The sequence below is a fragment of the Serratia sp. JSRIV006 genome, from assembly GCF_019968685.1.
GTDB lineage: Bacteria > Pseudomonadota > Gammaproteobacteria > Enterobacterales > Enterobacteriaceae > Chania > Chania fonticola_B.
The window spans coordinates 4,755,364-4,775,495 of sequence record NZ_CP074137.1; the positions used below are offsets into that span (position 1 = coordinate 4,755,364).

General features: G+C 43.3%; 14 protein-coding genes and 6 pseudogenes. 8 read left to right on the forward strand and 12 right to left on the reverse strand.

What is annotated here, in order from left to right:
* Positions 1-294 precede the first annotated feature (294 nt).
* Positions 295-1,056: a subclass B2 metallo-beta-lactamase SFH-1 gene (locus KGP16_RS21990; protein WP_071766619.1), complete on the forward strand. Its 762-nt coding sequence runs from the start codon at positions 295-297 to the stop codon at positions 1,054-1,056.
* A 241-nt stretch (positions 1,057-1,297) separates the two neighbouring features.
* Here the strand turns inward: KGP16_RS21990 and KGP16_RS21995 are convergent.
* A pseudogene (locus KGP16_RS21995) lies at positions 1,298-1,992 on the reverse strand (IS1 family transposase).
* 319 nt (positions 1,993-2,311) lie between these two features.
* Here KGP16_RS21995 and KGP16_RS22000 point away from each other — a divergent pair.
* The 3 genes and pseudogenes from KGP16_RS22000 to KGP16_RS22010 all read left to right on the forward strand — a co-directional run bounded on the left by KGP16_RS22000 (position 2,312) and on the right by KGP16_RS22010 (position 5,570).
* Positions 2,312-3,543: pseudogene (locus KGP16_RS22000) on the forward strand (IS91 family transposase).
* A 370-nt stretch (positions 3,544-3,913) separates the two neighbouring features.
* Positions 3,914-4,663, forward strand: a complete 750-nt coding sequence (locus tag KGP16_RS22005) for a molecular chaperone (protein ID WP_024531408.1) — start codon at positions 3,914-3,916, stop codon at positions 4,661-4,663.
* Between the two features lie 430 nt (positions 4,664-5,093).
* Positions 5,094-5,570: a hypothetical protein gene (locus KGP16_RS22010; protein ID WP_024531409.1), complete on the forward strand. Its 477-nt coding sequence runs from the start codon at positions 5,094-5,096 to the stop codon at positions 5,568-5,570.
* Between the two features lie 94 nt (positions 5,571-5,664).
* Here KGP16_RS22010 and KGP16_RS22015 read toward each other — a convergent pair.
* Both KGP16_RS22015 and KGP16_RS22020 read right to left on the reverse strand, forming a co-directional pair.
* Positions 5,665-6,303, reverse strand: a pseudogene (locus KGP16_RS22015) (IS3 family transposase); the annotation flags it as partial.
* A 688-nt stretch (positions 6,304-6,991) separates the two neighbouring features.
* Positions 6,992-7,266 (reverse strand): annotated as a pseudogene (locus KGP16_RS22020) (IS1-like element transposase); the annotation flags it as partial.
* A 333-nt stretch (positions 7,267-7,599) separates the two neighbouring features.
* On the opposite strand from KGP16_RS22020, the gene KGP16_RS22025 reads away from it, so the two are divergent.
* Entirely contained in the window at positions 7,600-7,932 is a 333-nt protein-coding gene (locus tag KGP16_RS22025) for a multidrug efflux SMR transporter (protein WP_024530863.1), read from the forward strand.
* A gap of 212 nt (positions 7,933-8,144) precedes the next feature.
* Here the strand turns inward: KGP16_RS22025 and KGP16_RS22030 are convergent, their stop codons facing one another.
* Entirely contained in the window at positions 8,145-8,585 is a 441-nt protein-coding gene (locus KGP16_RS22030; RefSeq protein ID WP_024530862.1) for an IS91 family transposase, read from the reverse strand.
* Positions 8,586-8,711: 126 nt separating this feature from the next.
* Between KGP16_RS22030 and KGP16_RS22035 the strand changes: the two genes are divergently transcribed.
* Both KGP16_RS22035 and KGP16_RS22040 read left to right on the forward strand, forming a co-directional pair.
* A protein-coding gene (locus KGP16_RS22035) for an IS3 family transposase (RefSeq protein WP_371822720.1) occupies positions 8,712-10,210 on the forward strand; the annotation gives its coding sequence in 2 pieces (ribosomal slippage) (positions 8,712-9,144 and positions 9,144-10,210; 1,500 coding nt in all).
* 46 nt (positions 10,211-10,256) lie between these two features.
* Positions 10,257-10,547 (forward strand): annotated as a pseudogene (locus KGP16_RS22040) (DDE-type integrase/transposase/recombinase); the annotation flags it as partial.
* Positions 10,548-10,907: 360 nt separating this feature from the next.
* Here the strand turns inward: KGP16_RS22040 and KGP16_RS22045 are convergent.
* The 4 genes and pseudogenes from KGP16_RS22045 to KGP16_RS22060 all read right to left on the reverse strand — a co-directional run bounded on the left by KGP16_RS22045 (position 10,908) and on the right by KGP16_RS22060 (position 14,113).
* The gene (locus KGP16_RS22045) at positions 10,908-11,168 is read right to left on the reverse strand and encodes a fimbrial protein (protein WP_071784475.1); all 261 of its coding nucleotides are present in this window, start codon (positions 11,166-11,168) and stop codon (positions 10,908-10,910) included.
* 731 nt (positions 11,169-11,899) lie between these two features.
* Positions 11,900-12,705, reverse strand: a pseudogene (locus KGP16_RS22050) (IS5 family transposase).
* Between the two features lie 68 nt (positions 12,706-12,773).
* On the reverse strand, positions 12,774-13,304 hold the full coding sequence (gene speG, locus KGP16_RS22055; RefSeq protein ID WP_029711902.1) for a spermidine N1-acetyltransferase: 531 nt from the start codon (positions 13,302-13,304) through the stop codon (positions 12,774-12,776).
* Between the two features lie 203 nt (positions 13,305-13,507).
* Complete coding sequence (locus KGP16_RS22060; RefSeq protein WP_223498360.1) at positions 13,508-14,113, reverse strand: isochorismatase family protein; 606 nt, start codon at positions 14,111-14,113, stop codon at positions 13,508-13,510.
* 617 nt (positions 14,114-14,730) lie between these two features.
* On the opposite strand from KGP16_RS22060, the gene KGP16_RS22065 reads away from it, so the two are divergent.
* Positions 14,731-15,366 (forward strand): TetR family transcriptional regulator, encoded by a 636-nt coding sequence (locus tag KGP16_RS22065; protein ID WP_024530856.1) that lies wholly within the window; start codon positions 14,731-14,733, stop codon positions 15,364-15,366.
* 316 nt (positions 15,367-15,682) lie between these two features.
* Here the strand turns inward: KGP16_RS22065 and KGP16_RS22070 are convergent, their stop codons facing one another.
* From KGP16_RS22070 to kefF, 4 genes are all read right to left on the reverse strand, one after another.
* On the reverse strand, positions 15,683-16,207 hold the full coding sequence (locus KGP16_RS22070) for a LuxR C-terminal-related transcriptional regulator (protein ID WP_024530855.1): 525 nt from the start codon (positions 16,205-16,207) through the stop codon (positions 15,683-15,685).
* Between the two features lie 284 nt (positions 16,208-16,491).
* Positions 16,492-17,115: a glutathione S-transferase family protein gene (locus tag KGP16_RS22075; protein ID WP_024530854.1), complete on the reverse strand. Its 624-nt coding sequence runs from the start codon at positions 17,113-17,115 to the stop codon at positions 16,492-16,494.
* Positions 17,116-17,163: 48 nt separating this feature from the next.
* Entirely contained in the window at positions 17,164-18,990 is a 1,827-nt protein-coding gene (gene kefC / locus KGP16_RS22080; protein WP_029711900.1) for a glutathione-regulated potassium-efflux system protein KefC, read from the reverse strand.
* Positions 18,983-19,540 (reverse strand): glutathione-regulated potassium-efflux system oxidoreductase KefF, encoded by a 558-nt coding sequence (kefF, locus tag KGP16_RS22085; protein WP_024530853.1) that lies wholly within the window; start codon positions 19,538-19,540, stop codon positions 18,983-18,985. Before kefF ends, kefC begins: the two co-directional genes overlap by 8 nt.
* Positions 19,541-20,132: the final 592 nt, after the last annotated feature.

Below are 20,132 nucleotides of genomic sequence, written 5' to 3' on the forward strand. Positions count from 1 at the left end.
TTTCTTTGATAACTCTTTTTTAGGGGGGCTAGAACTCCAGAGTTCTTTATCTTCTCAGATGTAGCCATGAGGGCACCTTTAAAGCTCACATTGGAGTTCTCAAAAGTTTTGTCACTTCAGATTTTTGGGCTCTCTTGTAACCGTTTTTCGAGCTCTGTGGACTCCTCATTGATAGTATTAATTAACAATTTATTGCTGCTCTGTTTGGCCTAGGCCTAGAATAAGCAGAGATCTAATCCCCCATCGTTAACACTGCTGATGATGGGAGCACTGTAATGACAAAGGAAAATCATCTTGAATATTAAATATTTATTTACGGCTGTAACTTTTCTCTTGATTGCTTGCGAAAGTATGGCTTCTGAAAAAAACTTAACGCTTACCCATTTCAAAGGTCCGCTCTATATTGTAGAAGATAAGGAGTATGTACAGGAAAACTCAATGGTTTACATCGGCACCGATGGTATAACCATCATTGGTGCGACATGGACTCCTGAGACTGCTGAAACTCTTTATAAAGAAATACGGAAGGTCAGCCCCCTCCCCATAAACGAAGTCATTAATACCAATTACCATACTGATCGAGCGGGTGGAAATGCTTATTGGAAAACGCTTGGGGCAAAGATCGTGGCCACACAGATGACCTACGACCTGCAGAAAAGCCAGTGGGGAAGTATTGTAAACTTCACTCGACAAGGTAATAATAAATACCCAAATCTGGAGAAAAGTCTGCCGGATACTGTTTTTCCTGGAGACTTTAACTTGCAAAATGGCAGCATCCGCGCCATGTATTTAGGCGAAGCACATACTAAGGATGGTATCTTTGTGTACTTCCCAGCAGAGCGCGTTTTGTATGGGAACTGCATTCTCAAAGAAAATCTGGGTAATATGAGTTTTGCCAACAGAACTGAGTACCCAAAAACCTTGGAAAAACTTAAAGGACTTATCGAGCAGGGGGAGCTTAAAGTCGACTCGATCATTGCAGGGCATGATACTCCGATACATGACGTAGGCCTGATCGATCACTACCTTACACTGCTTGAGAAGGCGCCTAAGTAAACGAAGAGGTTCATGGTCAGGAGTTAGGATCGTTTCTTTTGAGAGCGACTGACCATGAACGGTAGCGCGCCGTATCCCCTGATGGTGCAGCATCGCGAAGGGTTATACGTAAAAATTCCGGTTTTGCTGTGTTTTTAATCTAAAATGTGTGATTCATAGACATCATTTCACTATAATGACTCACTATGAACAGGGAAATTCAGCAGCGGCTACAATGGGTAAAACTCGGTAGTGCATCCAATTAGTAGAACATGTATTTTTCGATAAACGCTCCGATCACTTTTTCGTGGATCTCAACTGAGCGTGAGAAGCAGATTGTTTTACGGGCCAATCGCTTAATGCGAGTGCGGAGCGTCAGGTTATTACGCTCAATGCGTTGGGTGAATATTTTGCCGGTCAGATGCTTATCCTTCGGCACCTCCAGGCCATAGCTGCCCCAGTCGTCGCTGGTGATCATGCCGATGTTGAATGGTGTAAGCAGTGCCAGTAGCTCCCGGCAGGTTTCATCGGTTCGAGGACCGAAAGTGTAGGCCAGTACACCGCCTGTTTTGGTGTTGTACGCGTACCAGAGCCAGTGCGGCCGGGCTTTACTGCCAACGAAGCTCCATTGCTCATCAAGTTCGCAGATAAGCGCCACATCGGCATGGGCAACAGGCGAAGACGTTATTCGCTTTGGCGCGAGTTTTTTAAAGTCCGGATGACGGTGTTAATGCCAATTTTCAACGTCCTAGTGGTATCGTGAACGCCGGTACTGTTGAAGGCCATGTCAGTGATCTACTCTTTAACGCTCGGCTTACTGGCTTCATAAATGTAAGTGAGCTGAAACGCGCGGTGGCAGTCACGACAGCGAAATCTGTCATAGCCTTTAGGGTTCTGACCATGGCGGTAAACCTGAGTGAACTGACAATGGGGACAATGAACCTTAACGCTGGCCATGAGAGAATCTCAAAAGCCCGCATTATACATCAGATTCAACTAATTAGAGGCATTACCAACTAAATTAATAGCAAGGCTCTGTCGCTTTAATGCGACAGAGCCCGATGGAATACCGGCGCCTGCGGGCATCGTTAACTTAAGATACAAAAGCTGTCTGGAGATGGCGGGTGAACGTAGCGCACCTTCGGTGCGAGCACGGCAGCGTTGCTGCCTCAACCGTTTTTAAGACCTAGCCTCACATCAACGTCAGTGTCGGCAGATCGCCCCCCGCGCTGATACCCGCATAAAATGAGCACGTCTGCCCTCTATACTCTGCACAATGTATATTCCGCGACCCGCAAAGCTGCTGTTCAGCATGACCACGGCTGGAGCAAGTACCTGGATAAACATGGCGACACCCTCAGCGACTGGACCAAACTCGCCGTCGAGCGCATGCTCGCCTGCGGTACCTGCCTCATGGGCGTTCGTCGTTACTGTTGCGCCTCATCCGACTGTACCCATGCCCGCTTCTTCTGCAAGAGCTGCAAGAGCTGCAAGTCCAAGGCCTGCAGCAGTTGCGCCCTCAAAGGCACCGAGCAGTGGATTGCTGAGCAGCAACATGTTCTCCCCGACTGCGACTGGCAACATATCACCTTCACCATGCCGCACTTGCTGTGGCCGTTCTTCAATAACAACTGGCCGCTGCTCAACGACCTTTTTCGCTGCGCCACCCGCGCCATGCTCAGACACGCGCGCAAGCTGGGCGTCGAAGTCGGCATCTTCTGTGCGCTACACACCTACGGACGCCAGCTCAATCAGCATCCGCATATCCACGTCTCAATTACCCGTGGCGGCCTCGATGTCAACCACGGGGTCTGGCGTGACCTGTTCTTCAAAAAACAGCAGGTCGAAGAAATCTGGCGCGGCGCCGTCATCCGTTTGCTGCGCGCCAGCCATGACCGCGTTAGCCCCGCCGCGCTGCCAGGTCTCGGCCATATCCGCGATGAGAAACAGTGGCAGCGCTACCTGCAGGCGCAATATCAGCGCCACTGGAAGGTTCACTTCGCCAAAAAGACCCGCGGTGCCTGGCGCAGCGTGAAATACCTGGGCCGCTATCTGAAACGCCCGCCGGTGGCGGCGTCGCAGCTCCGTCATTACCGTGGCGGCTCGGTCGTTCACCAGTACTACGACCACAACACGCAGCAGCACAAACGCCAGAAACTGAGCCAGGAGGAGATGCTGTGGCGTTATGTCAGCCACATCCCGTCCCGACACTTTAAAATGGTGCGTTACTACGGCTTTCTGGCCAACCGTAAACGCGGCACGCTGTTGCCAAAGGTTTACGACGCGTTGGAGATGACGCCGCGCGAGAAACCACAGAAGCCAGGGTTCGCGGTGCTGATGAAAGCCTTTCTGGGTACCGACCCGTACCAGTGCATCCTGTGCAAGGGCCGACTGCGTTTTGCCGGCGCCGTGGCGGGCGATCACGCCACCAAAATACTCTCTGACAGGCTGCAGAAGATGGCAAAAAAACGCTGGCTTCAGACCACGGTGTTCGATAAGTGCGCCTGAAAAATGGTTTTTAGATTAAAACACATCAAAACCGGTATTTTTATCAATAACATCTTGTTATGCCACGCTAAACGGGCATGTATCACGCTGCAATTTATGGTCAGGAAGTTTTTAAAACGCCTTTCCAAATTCCTAACCATGAACCAATGCCATTATTATTTATTTTTACACATTTTTTTATGTTTAATGTTACAACAATGAGTGATATCTTATACTAAAATTTAGTCTTACCCCTCAGCTTACGCATTAATTAAATTAATGTTTTTAGGGCTAAAAAGAATTGGACAAAGTTCTGTTCGGGGCCTACTACCAAAGCGAGGTTGGTTGACAATCCATTATGAATAACTAAACTCAGAGAGAAGGTATTCACATGCGGTTTATACAGCCCAGTTTGTTATCTACTATTTTATTGTCACTTTTTTTCGTGTCCAACGGAGTAAGTGCTGCAAGCCAGACTTATCCTGTCACCCTAAATAGCTCCCGAGTGATATATAAAGAAACCCAGAGTAGTGGAACAACAATTACTGTAAAGAATGAGCATGATTTTCCAGTCCTGATACAACCATCGGTAGTCACAGAAGACAAGCAGATGTCGGCACCATTTATCATCACTCCGCCATTGTTCCGACTTGATGGCAAACAGGATAATACTCTGCGGATTGTCTATACAGGAAAGGCACATGCAGCAGATCGAGAACATTTATATTGGTTATGTGTCAAAGCAATCCCACCTGTTGCGGAGGACGATAGTGGCACAGGCAATAATAATGCCGTAGGCTCCAATATTCAGATCTCTGTCAATAATTGTATTAAATTGTTGTATCGACCCAAAGCCTTAGGAACTCAAGACCAAGGGAACTTAGCTAAAGGGCTTAATTGGGAATGGCGACAGGGAAAATTGCAGCTTAAAAATACCTCACCCTACTATATTAACTTATCGTCAATTATTATTGACGGGTTTGCTGTGCCTGATGTGAGCTACGTCTCTCCTTTTGCCTCTGCGCAATTTTCCGTACCAAAGGGCGTAAAAGTTGGCGGGAAAGTCACATGGCAATCGATAAATGATTTCGGCGGCCAAAGCGCCCCTGTACAAGCGTTAATACCTAGCGATAACAGATAGAATATGCTACGGAACTCTCTGGAGAGTCCTGGGTACTATCGATAATGATAAATCAACCTCCTTTAACTAAAAATATGCACAGATAATTTATCATGAGGAAAGAGAAATGTTCAAAATGAGCCGAATAATGGAAGTGTACAGAAAACAAAAAACTTTCAGAGTCATTAAACCAAACATAAATACCTGCAAATACGGCATGCCATTTATTAAACATACGCATCTTTTTGGTTGGGCACCTACTGGACCACCTTAATCTTTTCTAAGGTACGTCCACGAATGTTATTTCTACTGCTTTTAAAACCCACTCACCCATTATAGTGGTAAGACAGGTGGTAAATGCTAGCTAGAACTTCACCATGGTAAAGTTAAATATATCTATAGATTTATATTTACCATCAATTTTTTATTTCAGAATATCAAAGGAAAGCTAATGTTTAAATCAAAAGTTGCATTATTTATTGCTGGTCTTTCATTTTCTATTGCTTCAATGGCTAACCAGATTGGCACGAGCAACTCGTTGACTATCGAAGTTCCTGTGGCCTCTCCATCGACACTGACCTCTACATTTGAACCAGTCAGTGGTTTGGTTTCTGGTGATGTTGCTTTTGGTACTATTATAGGTAACATCCAGTTGTTGACCACCGGTGCAGGTAATATCAACTCGGTGACCATCAGTCCGAACACCCCGGATTCTACCTTCACCTTGACTGGCGCAGTAACCAATACTCCTTTACCTATCAATATCGGTTCAATGGCAGATGAAGTTACGGCGGCTATTGGTAATGGTAACACGACAACAACGTTACTCAAGCCATCACAAGAGCAGTTTTTAACGGTTTATGCAACTGGAACTCCAGTGGCAGATGTGTTTAGTGGAAACTTTACCGTTTCAGTATACAGCTTGTAATTTTTTATTAAACTAAATAAAGGGTGGATTGCTATTGCAATCCACCTGACCCGCTCCCCGTATGTGATCCATTCATAATCAGGAATAACCGGCTTCATTCTGGCTGCATATTCTGGCAACCGGCAGATTTCTCGGCAAATTCAGAAGGTGTCATCCAGCCCAGGGCAGAATGGGGACGGCTCTGGTTATAGTGTATGCGCCAGCCCTCGATTTTGCACCGTGCATCCTCCACAGACATGAACCAGTTCTCGTTCAAACATTCCTGCCGCAATCTGCCATTAAAGGACTCCACCGTAGCGTTGTCCGTCGGTGTTCCCGGGCGTGAGAAGTCGATCCTGATCCCTCTTTCATACACCCACTTGTCCAGCATTTTCCCTGCAAATTCAGAACCATTATCGGTTTTCAGCAACTGCGGTAAAGGACGCCTGAGCGCTATGCTGTTCAGCATCTCTGCCACTTCTGTCGAACGCAGATTCTGTCCCACACAGATCCCCAGGCATTCGCGGGTGTAAAGGTCGATAACCGTCAACAGGCGCAGTCGTCGCCCGTCAAACAACGCATCAGAAACAAAATCCATGCCCCAGAAGTGGTTTGGATATAAGCCCTGAAGCTGCGGCTGCCGCAGCTGGGCAGATTTATTGCGACGTGGTCGTTTGAGGCGTAGCGACAGCCCTTGCTCACAGTAGAGTCGGTAGATTGCAAAATGGCGTCTGAATCGATCACGGTTTGGCATCCTGCCGGTCACTCCGGGAATTAACTCTTTCTTACACGGTCTCCATGGCTGATTTTTACGCCAATGGAGGCATCGATGTCCAAAAATCTATGGTCACCCCCCGTTTTTGCAACACAGATTTTGATTTATGACGGTCTTGCTGTAAATCTATTCGGCGTCTAGTGAGTATTCATGCTCGCGCCACGATGAGTTTCGCGCCTGCCGAACCTTAAAAGAGAGTCGGCTTCATAGAGCCACTTTTTGGATCAGGTTCATCAGCAGGCCGATATGCCGTTCATGTCATCAATTATCTGTCGTCGCAAAACCAGAAAGTAACTTGTTAACTCACTGAGCTGACGAGTTTTTCGTTGGCTCTTTTATTTTATTTGCTGAACGCCGCCTGATGTGCCGTAAACGTCAATACGGCTCAGGTGAGCCGCTTACTTTTTTCTAACCATAAATAGCTTGCGGCGATCGATAATGCAAAATCAATTGCCACCACCCATGGGGTAAATCAATCAAGACTGATTGATATGTTAAACCGATCAATGTATAATGCATTTCAAGATAAGTGCGGGCCAATGGCAGTCCAATGCCGTCATCGAGCATCACAGGCTATTTGGTCGTCAAATCATAATGGGCGGTTTCCATGGTGTGGCCATGACAATTGTAAGGTCTTGCCACCAGAGCAGAAAAACAGACAGCGTGGTGTTATTAGCTTTGGCGCGAGTTTTTTAAAGTCCGGATGACGGTGTTAATGCCAATTTTCAACGTCCTAGTGGTATCGTGAACGCCGGTACTGTTGAAGGCCATGTCAGTGATCTACTCTTTAACGCTCGGCTTACTGGCTTCATAAATGTAAGTGAGCTGAAACGCGCGGTGGCAGTCACGACAGCGAAATCTATCATAGCCTTTAGGGTTCTGACCATGGCGGTAAACCTGAGTGAACTGACAATGGGGACAATGAACCTTAACGCTGGCCATGAGAGAATCTCAAAAGCCCGCATTATACATCAGACTCAACCAATTGGAGGCGTCACCCATCTTTCCTGCGGCATTATTGTCTGGAACAAAATTCTATTGGGATATGCTCTAAGAATGCACATATTTTCAGGAGGTGTTCTTTGAAATGGTATGAATAACACATGACAATAAAAATTAATTATTTTTATTGCTAGGTATTTATTTTTTAATTTAAAAGTCACAAAACAACGCACTCGGACTCTATTGTAAAATATCATATTGGTTATCCTAAAGTGGTATGAGTATTAAGAGTATTGAAGTGTGTAATAGACATATAAACTATGGTATTTTAATATGAAAGCTTATTTGTTACTCGCTATTGCAATAGGTGCAGAAGTCGTTGCAACAACGTCAATGAAAGCAATGTCAGGCCTCAGTAAACCCATACCATTAATGTTGGTTATTGTTGGCTATTCGATAGCTTTTTGGATGTTGAGCATTGTAGTGCAAACTATCCCTGTTGGTATTGCTTATGCGACGTGGGCAGGTTTGGGTATTGTCTTTGTCAGTATTGCATCATTCTATATTTATGGCCAGCGCCTTGATTTTTCGGCTCTAATAGGAATGGGTTTAATAATTCTTGGTGTCATCGTTGTGCAGGTTTTTTCTAAAACTGCAGGCCATTAATGTCATTGAGTGCATAATTATATTTAAAAGAGAAATATCTCCATGGTTAGGGATATCAATCGACTGATCTTGATGGTTAGGAATCTGGATCACGTTTTTTGAGGATCCCTGACCATGAACCGTAGCGCGCAGCTCCCGTGATGGTGCGGTATCACAAAGGGTTATGCGTAAAAATGCCTGTTTTGCTGTATCTTTAATCCCAAACCTGTTTTTTAGGCGTACTTATCCAGGGCCGGTGCCTGAAGCCATCGTTTTTTCTCCATCCGCTGCAGCCTGGCCGACAGTAATTCTGTCGCATGCCTGCCAGCCTCGGCGCCGGCAAATCGCATCCGATCGCCGCACAGGATGCATTGGTACGGATCTGTGCCCAGGAAGCCTTTCATCAGCACTGCGAACCCGGGCCGTTTGGGCTTATCCCGCACCGTCATCGACAGCGCTTCGTAAACCTTCGGCAGCAGTTGGCCCCGTTTGCGGTTGGCCAAAAAGCCGTAGTACCGCACCATCTTAAAATGCCGTGCCGGAATATGGCTGATATAGCGCTGCAGCATTTCTTCCTGGCTGATTTTTTGGCGTTTATATTGCTGCGTACGGTGATCGTAATACTGATAGACCACGCTGCCGCCGCGGTAATGTCGGAGCTGGGAAGCCGCCACCTGCGTATTCCGGTGAAAGTGAACGCTGATTCCCCCCCTGTGTCAGCATAGTTGTCGCTTACTTTCTGAAGGAGAATGACTATGCCTGCGCATGCAGTACCGATTGATGTGAAAGAAAAGGGAGTGATGTGGCTCCAGCCTCCTTATAGCTGGTCCGTCAGACACATTGCACAAAAACTGGCTCTGAGTTCTTCCGTTGTTGCAAAATGGCGACTTGAACTGGTGGCACAAGGCTTATTGCCAAAAAATGAAAGGATTTCCTCTGTGGATGGTGATGAATGGACTCCTGAGCGTCGCTTTTCGGTTGTTCTTGAAACAGCTTCATTGTCTGAAATGGAACTTGCCGATTATTGTCGCCGTCAGGGGCTTTTTGTTGAGCAGGTAAAAGAGTGGCGGGTTATTTCGATCAAAGCTCATGAAATGAAGCTGACGGAAAATCGCCGCGCAGATAAAGAGTTACGCGATATCAGAAGCCGGTTGCGTGAACTTGAGAAGGAGCTGACCCGCAAAGATAAAGAGCTGGCAGAAGCGGCTGCGCTCCTGATGCTGCGGGAAAAGTTCAATGCCCTCTGGGACAACAGCGAGGAAGGCTGACACCTCTTCCGGAGCGGCAGAAAATTATTTCTCTTGTCCGTGAAGCTGTCGATCACGGCGCCCGTAAGATCCAGGCCTGTCAGTGTATCGGGATTTCGATCCGAACGCTGCAGCGCTGGATTGATGGTGATGGTGGAGTGATCAGTGCAGACAGAAGGCCCGGTGTAACAGACCGTGTCCCCCGAAATAAATTATCGGAAACAGAAAGGTTGCAAATTCTGGAGTTATGCAACTCTCCGGAATTTGCCACTTTGCCTCCAAATGTGATCGTACCGATGCTGGCGGATAAAGGTGTTTATATTGCTTCTGAATCAACCTTTTATCGCGTATTAAAATCAGCCAGTCAACTGACGAGGAGGTCCCGGGAATGCCAGTATAAACGGCCTGATGTGCTTAAGGCGGTTGCACCGAACCAGGTCTGGAGTTGGGATATCAGTCATTTACCGTCCTGGGTCAGAGGTCTGCACTTTTATCTCTATATGATCATGGATATTTATAGCCGTAAAATTATTGCCGCAGAGGTATTCAGCAGTGAAACCGGGGAACATGCAGCAGAACTGCTACAACGAGCGGTGTGGAATGAAAAATGTTCATCCCGTAACCTGGTGCTGCATTCCGACAACGGAAGCCCAATGCGCAGCTTTACGTTGCTGGCAAAAATGTATGCCCTTGGCGTACTGAGTTCTTACTCTCGCCCCCGGGTCAGCAATGATAATCCGTATTCAGAATCATTGTTCCGCACACTCAAATATTGCCCCTGGTGGCCAGAGAACGGCTTTCACACAATAGATGACGCACGGGCCTGGGTAAGTCGTTTCGTAAACTGGTACAACCTTGAGCATAAGCACAGCGGGATCAAATACGTTACGCCGGATGAACGCCATCGGGGTCTCGATATGAAAATACTGGCAGCCAGAAAGTCTGTTTACCGGCTAGCCCACCAACAACATCCAGAACGCTGGAGTAAGCAGCTACGCAACTGGGACTATATTCCGGAAGTTTACCTTAACCCGGAAAAAGAGACGGCATAACGTAATTTTATTACATTAAGCGACAACTACCTTGAAAAACGCCGCTATCGATAAAAGTGGGGCCAACACAGCGGCTTTGGCCACGCTCAACGCCGACAAACCCGATGAGGAAACGATTACAGTGAGGCAAAGTAAGTACCTAAACAATCTGGTTGAGCAAGATCACCGCAATATCAAACGCCGGATAAGACCGATGCTGGGATTCAAATCGTTTCGACGGGCACAGGGGCTTTTGGCGGGCATCGAATTGATCCACATGATACGCAAAGGACAATATCAGCATCCGGAAAGTGAGGTATTGTCACCTGCGGAACAATTTTATCTGTTGGCTGCCTAAATAATCGGCAACACCCACTTTGGCTGGCCTGTGCCCGTTAATGCGACAGAACCCTTGTTACAGCTATAAGTAACAGAGCCGATGGGCTCATTATAAACAGGTTTCTTTTCATGACATTTCCTTAATTAACTTAAGTGCACTAGAGTTATTTATTCAATCAATAACCGGGTACAAAAAATAATATCCAACAACAAAATTGATAGGTATATTCATAAAAAACATCTTTTTACCTTGTGAAAAATATTGTATTAAAGCTATTTTTAAACTACTTTTCAGACTCAAAAAAAATATGATTGCAAAAACTAAAATTATATCCAGCACGCATCAAAACTCAGTTACCAGCAATAATAAAAACGAAAATTAATTATATGTTATGCTAAATTTCGCATTACCAACAACTGTTCCAGTTGTTGGGTTACCCAGTGAGTAATAACTCGCATAATAGTTAGCATTATAAACTGAAGCTGAGGTCAACGTTGCAATAACACTTTTTCCACCGTTAGTAATGGGGGTTTGTGTGGAATCTAAAATTTGCACACCAACATTATTTGCGGCTCCCGTATTGGCTATCACGTTTGGGTATCCTGTAACCGTATTAAACACCCAGCTTGCGTTTGCCACCGCACCACTTGTTGTCGCAGAACAACCTGTTAAGGTTATCGCAAAAGGTGTTAGCGTTGATGACAGACCCGGTGTAGTCTAAGATGAAAGTGATGTACTAGGCAGTGCAACAGCAATATTTGATGTGGTCAATGTGCAAGTGTATGGCGTTACATTATATGTAGCAGAGGGTGATATACCTATTTTGTTTGTGTCTGTATTGTAATAGACCCAGCCAGTGGGTTGTCCACTAACCAAGGTACTCGAAAGAGTGCCACTGTTTCCGCTAGTGGATGTCATAGTAAAAGCAACTGAGAATGTGACTGAAACGTTACATGCAGCGCCCCGAGTAATTAATATATTGACAACCATTTTATTTGCACTGCCTTCGTCAGCTTGTCGTGAACAGATATTTCCTGTACTTGTTGCCGTCACTGTTGGAGGGCCCGTTACACTAACAGAGACTCCACTTAACCCATTTAAAGAGCAGGTATTCAGAGTTGCTTGATGATATGTGTTCCCCCCCTGTAGTCCCGGTACATAATTCCGCGAACGTGATAAAGCCTGACCAAATAATACATTTAATACCGGTTGATAGACGAGCTTGGCGGGTAGAGAGGTTGTCAATTGAGTATTAGTACAATTGTAGCTATAAAAAGTATTAGCAAAAGCTTGGTTAGAAACCATAGCACATAACAATGCAATAAAAAGGTAAGCGAAGTTAATAATTCTCACGCCATAACCCTTAGATCCTATCCCAATAGGATTTTATTCCATACAATAATGCTACATGCAAAATGCAGCATCGCTTCGTAGTTCTCGACCTTCTTCTCCCAGCGTGTCAAGACGCGACGGAAGCGATTCATCCAGCTATGTGTTCTTTCAACTACCCAGCGATGAGCCTTGAAGTCCGTGTTTTTAAGCGCCTCTGATTCCTCTTTCCTCGACTGGATGTGAGGTTCATAACGACGCGCTTTCATACAATTTACCAGCCATTCGGCTTCATAGCCTTTGTCCATGCACAGAGGGAGCCTGTGCCCCGGTCTGCCCGTCTGTAACGCGTCAAGCGTATCTTCAACCAGCTTTATGTCGTGGGTATTTGCCCCTGAGACAACCAGTGAGAGAGGTAACCCGTTCGCATCGGTCATCAGACTCCGTTTTACGCCCTGTTTTCCCCTGTCTGTGGGGTTGCGACCTGTTTTTTTGAGCCTGCAAGTGGCGATTTTGTCATGCAGCCATCCATCGACAACCAAGACCAGTCAATGGCATCTAGTTTCTCGCAGGTAAGTAATCCGTTCTGCCAGAACCGCTCGAAAACTCCGGCATCGCGCCACTCCTGGAAGCGACTGTGGGCTGAGCTTGACGAGCAAATCCCTGTCGCATTCAGCGCATTTCACTGACAACCTGTTCTGAGCACAAAGAAAATGGCGTTCATTGCGGCACGATTATCGACGCGCTTGCGATGCGTCCCCTGCGGATGGCTGGTTTTGTCCTCCGGGAGCAGTGGAGCCATCTTTTCCCAGAGTTCATCGCTAATCTGCCACTTGTTACCTGCCATACTTCGCCCTCAGAAATTATCGTAACGCATTATACGATAATTCCTTTTGGGATAGGCTCAAAAGGCATTCAATTTGACTTGAAAACATCAAAATATCTATTTTGAAAAATACACATTCTCAATACACTGCGATATTTACCATTGGCGAAATACTCATCAATTAATTTACCTTCGACCTCAAAACCTAGCTTAGTATAAATATGAATAGCTTTCTGGTTTTCACTGTCCACGATCAGATGTAATTTATTCAAATTAAGCACAGAAAAGCCATAGTCCATTGCCAAAATAGCTGCATTCTTAGCATAGCCATTACCTTGATGAACAGGATCTATGATAATCTGAAATTCTGCTCTGCGATGAATATGATTAATCTCAACCAGTTCAACAAGCCCCACTTTTACGCTGTCGTTTTCAATAATAAAACGGCGCTCAGTTTGGTCATGAATATGCTTATCATACAAATCTGAAAGCTCAACAAACGCCTCGTAAGGCTCCTCAAACCAATAGCGCATCACACTTGCGTTGTTGTCCATCTGGTGCACAAAAATCAAGTCCTCACGTTCGAGCGGTCGCAACTTTATTGTGGTTATATTAGTCATCAAATAATCCTTAGTACTGATGAAACATTTTTTGGTTCAAAACATCATTTAGTAGAAAACGACTAAATTATAATTCATTGTAATAATATCGTGCTAATCACTTAGTGCCCGACTATAAAAGTTCATTGTTAAATTAGTCCTGTACACAGTTATTAGTTCTTATAAGCCTTATTAACTCTGCCATATAAGAGCATCAATGCTATTTAGTAATGATAGTATATTTGCCCTTCTAATGCTTCCATGATCAACTTGACGAGTTGGCCACCTTCTTGGGTGCTCCAACTGCCAGCGAGCTCTGCGATTAACTGATTAGTTGTTGTCAAGGTAACGCCATTTTTCTCCATCCTACGTAGAGCGATATCATCTGCTGATTTTGTTGGTGAAGCACCAGCATCAGCAACTACCTGTACGTCGAAGCCATTTCTAACTAGGCTAATGGCCGGGTAGACAGTACAAACATCGTTGGTAACCCCAGCAATAATGATCTTCTTACGTCCAGTGGCCTTAACTGCCGCAGCGAAGCTGGCTTCTTCCATAGCGTTAACGACACCTAATCTTTTGATCCTGTTTTCAAATTCGATAGGCAAAATGCTTTCCAATTCTTTAAGCAATCGGCCTTGTGCATGTTCCTCCATACTTGAAGTGAGCACTACCGGCAGCTTCAATATATGAGCAGTTTTAGCCAGCATCAACGCGTTACGCTTCAGAATTTCAAAAGGCATCGATTTGGCCCAACCCATAGTGCCAATCTGGTGATCGATGAGCAGAAGAGCAGAGTTTTCAGCATCAAACCTTTCAATATTCATCATATATCTCAATCCATTATAATTTTTTAGGCGCGTTTACCATACAATATTTAGGTATAAACACTCCCCCAAGAATGAATACTACAATCTTTAAAGCATTTACATTTAAAAAGCGTAACGTGAATCCCCACAGCCATAACAGGCTTGTATGTAACTCATGCTCACCCACTCTAAAGCAACAGTCATAATTAGTCAATCACGACTGATTAAAAAATAAAATCGAGATGCATGCCTCACTATCACGAAATGAGTCCAACAACTTGATGCTCTTAGCAGCCTTGCGAAAACTGCCAGATGAAGCTTCGTACCATAGCAGGCATGATATGGCGTAAAAGATAATCATAGTCAGACCACACATCCGCAAGAAGTTACACACTCGATGGACCCTTTTCCCTTGACATGGTAAGAAAAGCTCTACTTGCCAACTGCTACAGCAGTTCAAAATTCCGTGCTTCATGTAGCCAGAGTCGTTTACTGACAAATATTCATATTTTTGTTAAAATGAAACATGTTGTTAACAACATAGAGATGGCCTTGAGTATCTACAGCTAAATCATTATCATATTGGTGATTAGCTGCACCTAACAGCATAATATTAAACTCTATACGAGGAAATGATATTGGCCAGAAAAACCCCAGAAGAATCCCAAAAAACCAGAGATGCAATTTTAAACTCTGCAGAACGTGTTTTTATTACGTTTGGTGTAGGTGAGAGTACGATAAATCATATTTCCTTAGATTCCGGATTTTCACGAGGAGCTATTTATGGGCACTATACAAACAAAGTTGAAATATGTCTATCTGTTATAAAAAGAGCAATTAAAGATGAACAACCATTAAAACATGACATAAAATCAGATGTACTGGAATACTTATTATCCTCAGCAGTGATTTACCTAAAAAAAATAACACAACCTGGTTCCATTAAAAATATCATTGAAATAATATATTTTAAAACTGAAAATACAGATGAAAACGCACCGATATTACGCTGGAAAAAGTTTATCGACAGATTTATTTTAAACAAAATAAAAATAAGTTTAAAGAGAGCAGTAGCATCGGGAGAACTACCAGAAGATCTTGACTTGGTTCTATGTAGTTTTTATCTCAGTGCTCTTTTTGAAGGAATTTATGATACTTGTAAGTGGTCGTATGAAGATGTAAGTGATGAAATTATTAATAGTCTAGAAAGAATTTTACGATTTGCAATTTTTAATTTAAAGGAATCAAATTGTAATGGTATTCTTAAGAAATAAAGCCAGTTAACCTTAACAATATAATATTGAATGTCAATCGAGGATGAAATATAAGCACAATCGAGAAAATGGCTTTCTGAAAACGCATCACGACGATCGGTGCTGCAAACGCAATCCTGTTGATATATGACAAAGGCGTTTATTGTGCTACAGTGAAGGATGAGGTGTTGGCATTATAGATTGCTTCACCTCATTCTAAAGTCTTTATCCAATCATTAGGAGCCTATTGAATTAACAAAAATCCAAGCCCATGATAGAAATCATGGTTTTCCATTTTTTCAAATGCATCTCAGAGTATTACTCCCAAAAAACTCTATTACCAGGATAGTTTTGAGATAAAGTCTTTGAATTTTTTACTTCTATCAATACCAAGCTTTTTACATATCGAATACTTCATAGAACTGATCGTTTTAGCATTTCTCCGTGTAACCATAGAAATATCATTCGTGCTGAAACCATTGCAGTAAAGTTGCATTATTGAAACCTCTCGCCACGTTAATTTATTACTATAAAAAATTGCGTTATGCTTATCTTCAGGATCATTTACCCCCGAATAATATCTATCACTAATAATAATGAAGCTCCCTAGAACTGGAATTAAATTAATAACATTCTTAAATTTATCATTATATAAAACGGTAGTTATGCCACAACGCATGCTCTTTAAATAAGTTAATTGTTCTACAGAGGTGACGTGTAAAATCAAGTTAGATAAATCTTTAGTATTAGACTCATTAAGTTTGTAATTTTGGAAGCTTACATGTTTCAAATTCTTCATGTTACGTTTCTTTTTAAAGCCATATGCGTAATAATAATCGTCACTAACCAATAAAGTATACACCTTCCACTCCTTAATATAGTAAGGTTGATAAATTTACATTTGAAATAAAAATCAGAAATAACAACCAAATTGAAAAAGAATATAGCAACGCATGACTTAATGTGTATTTAGTGAATAATAGTATTATAAAACCTCGCATGATAGATAATTACATTTCCGAAAAAAAAGATTATATTTCAATTTATATAAAATAAGGAAGTGTTATATGCTGTAAAAACAAGGTCACTTCCCTTATTAAAATTAAAGAATGGGGTTTACCATAGCTTAATTGTTGTGTAATTAACTTATGCTTCAATACCCTGCTGTTGCATTGCCATAATGATCTTTCTGTCCGAGCACATCATATTATAGTGTCTCTCGATACTAGAGTATGTTTTAAATTTTTCTGGCATTCCATGCTTAGCCCATCGAAGCATTGGCGTTGCATAAGCATCTATGATACTCAGGTGCCCACCTACGATAAACTCATGATTTTCCAGATGTGTATTCAGGATCTGAAATGTACGTTCGACTAAAAGCACTGAGGCTGATATAACTTTTTCATATGCATCATCATCACTATCCATGATATAACGCTGGGGTGAAAAAAATGGATAGAAACTGGGGTGCACATCTCCTGTAAAAAAACACTCCCAACGATCGAACTCATAGATATCTGCAGGATCATTAGGATTGGCGGCAAAAACCTGGCCCTCTGGAAAGCTTGCCAAGTAGCGTAAAATAGCTCCGCATTGATTTAAAGTCCCGATGGAAGTTTCTGCCAAAGTAGGTACCGCAAGCATCGGGTTAGCAGCTTTAAAGGCAGGATCATTTTTATTAGCCAAAATAAGCTCGTAAGGCTTATTCATCCACTCGAGCATAATATGAACAGCAAGTGAACAAGCTCCAGGAGAGTAATATAACTTCATTATTTCATCCTTCTATAATCAGTGATGACTAAATACTAAAGAGTCAGACTATGATGACTTACTTTCTACCGTTCCTTTCCAACCAGTTCGTTGTGCGCTGACGAGGCCAGCGTGATCCTGTTCTAGCGCTGCAGAAAGTAAGTCCTTTGTTCTTTTAAACGTTGTTATTCGCAGTTCATTATCTTCATAGTTATCAAGTGTTTCTTCTAACATTTTAAGATTATAACGACGGAATATATCTGCCCTCTCTCGGGCTTCATAAGGATCTAGGCCCATGAGCTCTAGCGCTTTTCTACCAAGAAGCATCGAACTTTCAAAAGTTTCACGCTCTGGATTTTCTACCCCCAACTTGCGTAACTGATACCAATGGTCAGCATCACGTGCCCGAGCGATAACTTTCATATGTGGGTAATTATCTTTAACCAACTCTGTCAATTGTAAGTTCGCACCGACATCATCAATCGCATTGATCAATATTTTGGCTTGTACAGCACCTGCTGCTTCTAACAGTTCAAGACGTGTTGTGTCACCATAAAAGACTTTAATATCAAACTTACGCAAGGTTTCAATGTGGTCAGGATCGTGATCCAGTATGATTGCACGTACACCATTAGCTAACAAAAAACGCCCCGCGATCTGACCAAAGCGGCCAAATCCTGCAATAATCACACTGGCATTTTCTTCATCGATCACATCATCAGGTCGATCGTCTTTTTTGACGCGACTCTCTAGCCGTGTATATAGAATTAATAATAGTGGAGTGATAACCATAGATAGAGCAATCACGAGAGTCAATGATTTTCCCCATTCTAGAGATAATACCCCCGCCAATTGCGCTGTACCAAATATCACAAACGCAAATTCACTCCCCTGTCCCAGTAAAATGGTAAAGAGTCCGCGCTGACGCTTAGCCACCTTAAGCACAGGCGATATCAGCAAAAGCATCATCGCTTTCAACAGCATAAAGCCAATAAGCAACAAAGCGATCAATGAAGGATCTTGAAACAAAATCCCAAAATCGATCGACATCCCGACACCGATAAAGAAAAGCCCCAACAAAAGACCTTTGAACGGCTGGATATCACTTTCAAGTGCATGGCGATATTCTGAGCTAGCCAACAGCACACCAGCCAGGAATGCTCCCATTGCCATCGACAAGCCGGACATTTCCAGAAGAATGCCAAAACCGAAAACCAAAAACAGTGCGACGGCGCTGAAAACCTCACGCATACCTGAACGTGCGACAAATCGCAGCAACGGACGAGTGACATAACGCCCAAGTAACAATGCAAGAGTCAGAGCCCCGACCACCTTTGCCGCAGACAAAATAAAAGCACTCAGCGTTGTTTCCCCAGGACTACTCACCAAAAGAGGGATCATGGCAACCAGTGGAATAGCTGCGATATCCTGGAATAAAAGTACCGAAAAAGCACTACGACCAACCGGCAAAGGTGTCAAATTACGTTCCCCCATTGCTTGCATCGCAATAGCTGTAGAAGACAGGCCTAAGGTAAGACCGATCAGAAGCGCAACATTCCAGTCAAGACCAAGCAAATAACAGAAAACACTAAGTGAAGCACCACAGCAAAGCATCTGCAGGCTACCACCACCAAAAACGGATGCTCGTAATTTCCATAAACGCTGTGGGTCTAATTCCAGACCGATAATAAACAGCATAAGCACAACGCCAATTTCGGCGAAGGTAAGGATGGACTCAGCATGCGAAACAAACCCGAACCCCCATGGGCCAATAATACATCCTGCTATCAGATAGCCCAAAACAGAACCTAATCCGAAACGAACCGCAATAGGCACAAAAAGTACCGCAGCCCCCAAGTAGATCAAGCCCTCGGTCATCATCGTGTGATTATCCATAATTTTCTTCCCGATGAGCATCCCCAGTATAAGATGACTGGTAATTCAACAATAAATTCCTGTAGGCTTCGCTATTCTTAGCAAGGGCATTATCATCAGAACAATATGTATTATGTACTGAAAAAGGTGGAAGCCATTTCATGCCGCAATAAATAGCCGTAGCCTGAAGCGGTTGTGCCAACGCATCAAAATGTGGATATTCGCCGATGGCGAAATGCTCTCGAGCACCACCACTAGTGACAGCCCAAAGCAACCACTTATTTAACAGTGCGTTGCCACCATGGCCATAAGCCCAACCGTACTCTAATACTTTATCGATCCAAAGCTTAAGCAGCGGTGGTAAACTATACCACTGCATAGGATGTTGTAATACGATAATATCGGCTGACGCCAAAGCATGCTGCTCAGCTTTGATATCAATATTGAAGTCTGGATAAATGTCATATAAACTACGAATTTCCACATCATCAATATCTTTGACAGCCTCTAGAAGATTCTCATTGGCTCGAGAATACCGAGGGTAAGGATGCGCATAAATAATTAGTATCACTTTTACTCCCTCTCACAACAGCAGGATATTTCACCCATGTGTCCACTATATAGATTTATATTCCCAAAAAAATAAACAAGCCTCAATCGCGTGAATATTCAATTATAATATAAATAATGAAATCAAATCAGGCTGAGTAGTAAAGCACCACTATTCAAAACCCTAAATCAATCAATCAATCAATCAAGACTGATTATAAACTATAATAATACTGAATGTCAACATACTTTTGCAAATCATAACCACTTCTCATTCTTCAATGAACATCAAAAAAAGCACTTTTAATACAATAAAAACAATGAATTAAATACAATCAACGCAACCGGTAACGCCAGCAAACCTACGTACGAACTGAAGCCTGAAATGAGATTGTCCGATTAAAATTCCCAGCATCGCTTACATCCTGAAATTGCGTTGCAAATACAATACCCCTTCCAATAATCAGCTATTAAAATTAGGATTTCAAACTATAACTCTTTGTTTTCATAACCTTAAATAAAAACAACATGACCCTTAGTAGAGCTTTTCAACCAATGCTTGCAGTTTTACAGCAGCAAAAAATCAATCAATCATCCTTGACTGATTGATTTTT

Bases quoted from the DNA above. Each gene is read 5' to 3' on its own strand.
- KGP16_RS22005 (WP_024531408.1), top strand. From the start codon at position 3,914: ATGCGGTTTATACAGCCCAGTTTGTTATCTACTATTTTATTGTCACTT.
- KGP16_RS22010 (WP_024531409.1), top strand. From the start codon at position 5,094: ATGTTTAAATCAAAAGTTGCATTATTTATTGCTGGTCTTTCATTTTCT.
- KGP16_RS22025 (WP_024530863.1), top strand. From the start codon at position 7,600: ATGAAAGCTTATTTGTTACTCGCTATTGCAATAGGTGCAGAAGTCGTT.
- speG (WP_029711902.1), bottom strand. From the start codon at position 13,304: ATGACTAATATAACCACAATAAAGTTGCGACCGCTCGAACGTGAGGAC.
- KGP16_RS22060 (WP_223498360.1), bottom strand. From the start codon at position 14,113: ATGATGAATATTGAAAGGTTTGATGCTGAAAACTCTGCTCTTCTGCTC.
- KGP16_RS22075 (WP_024530854.1), bottom strand. From the start codon at position 17,115: ATGAAGTTATATTACTCTCCTGGAGCTTGTTCACTTGCTGTTCATATT.
- kefC (WP_029711900.1), bottom strand. From the start codon at position 18,990: ATGGATAATCACACGATGATGACCGAGGGCTTGATCTACTTGGGGGCT.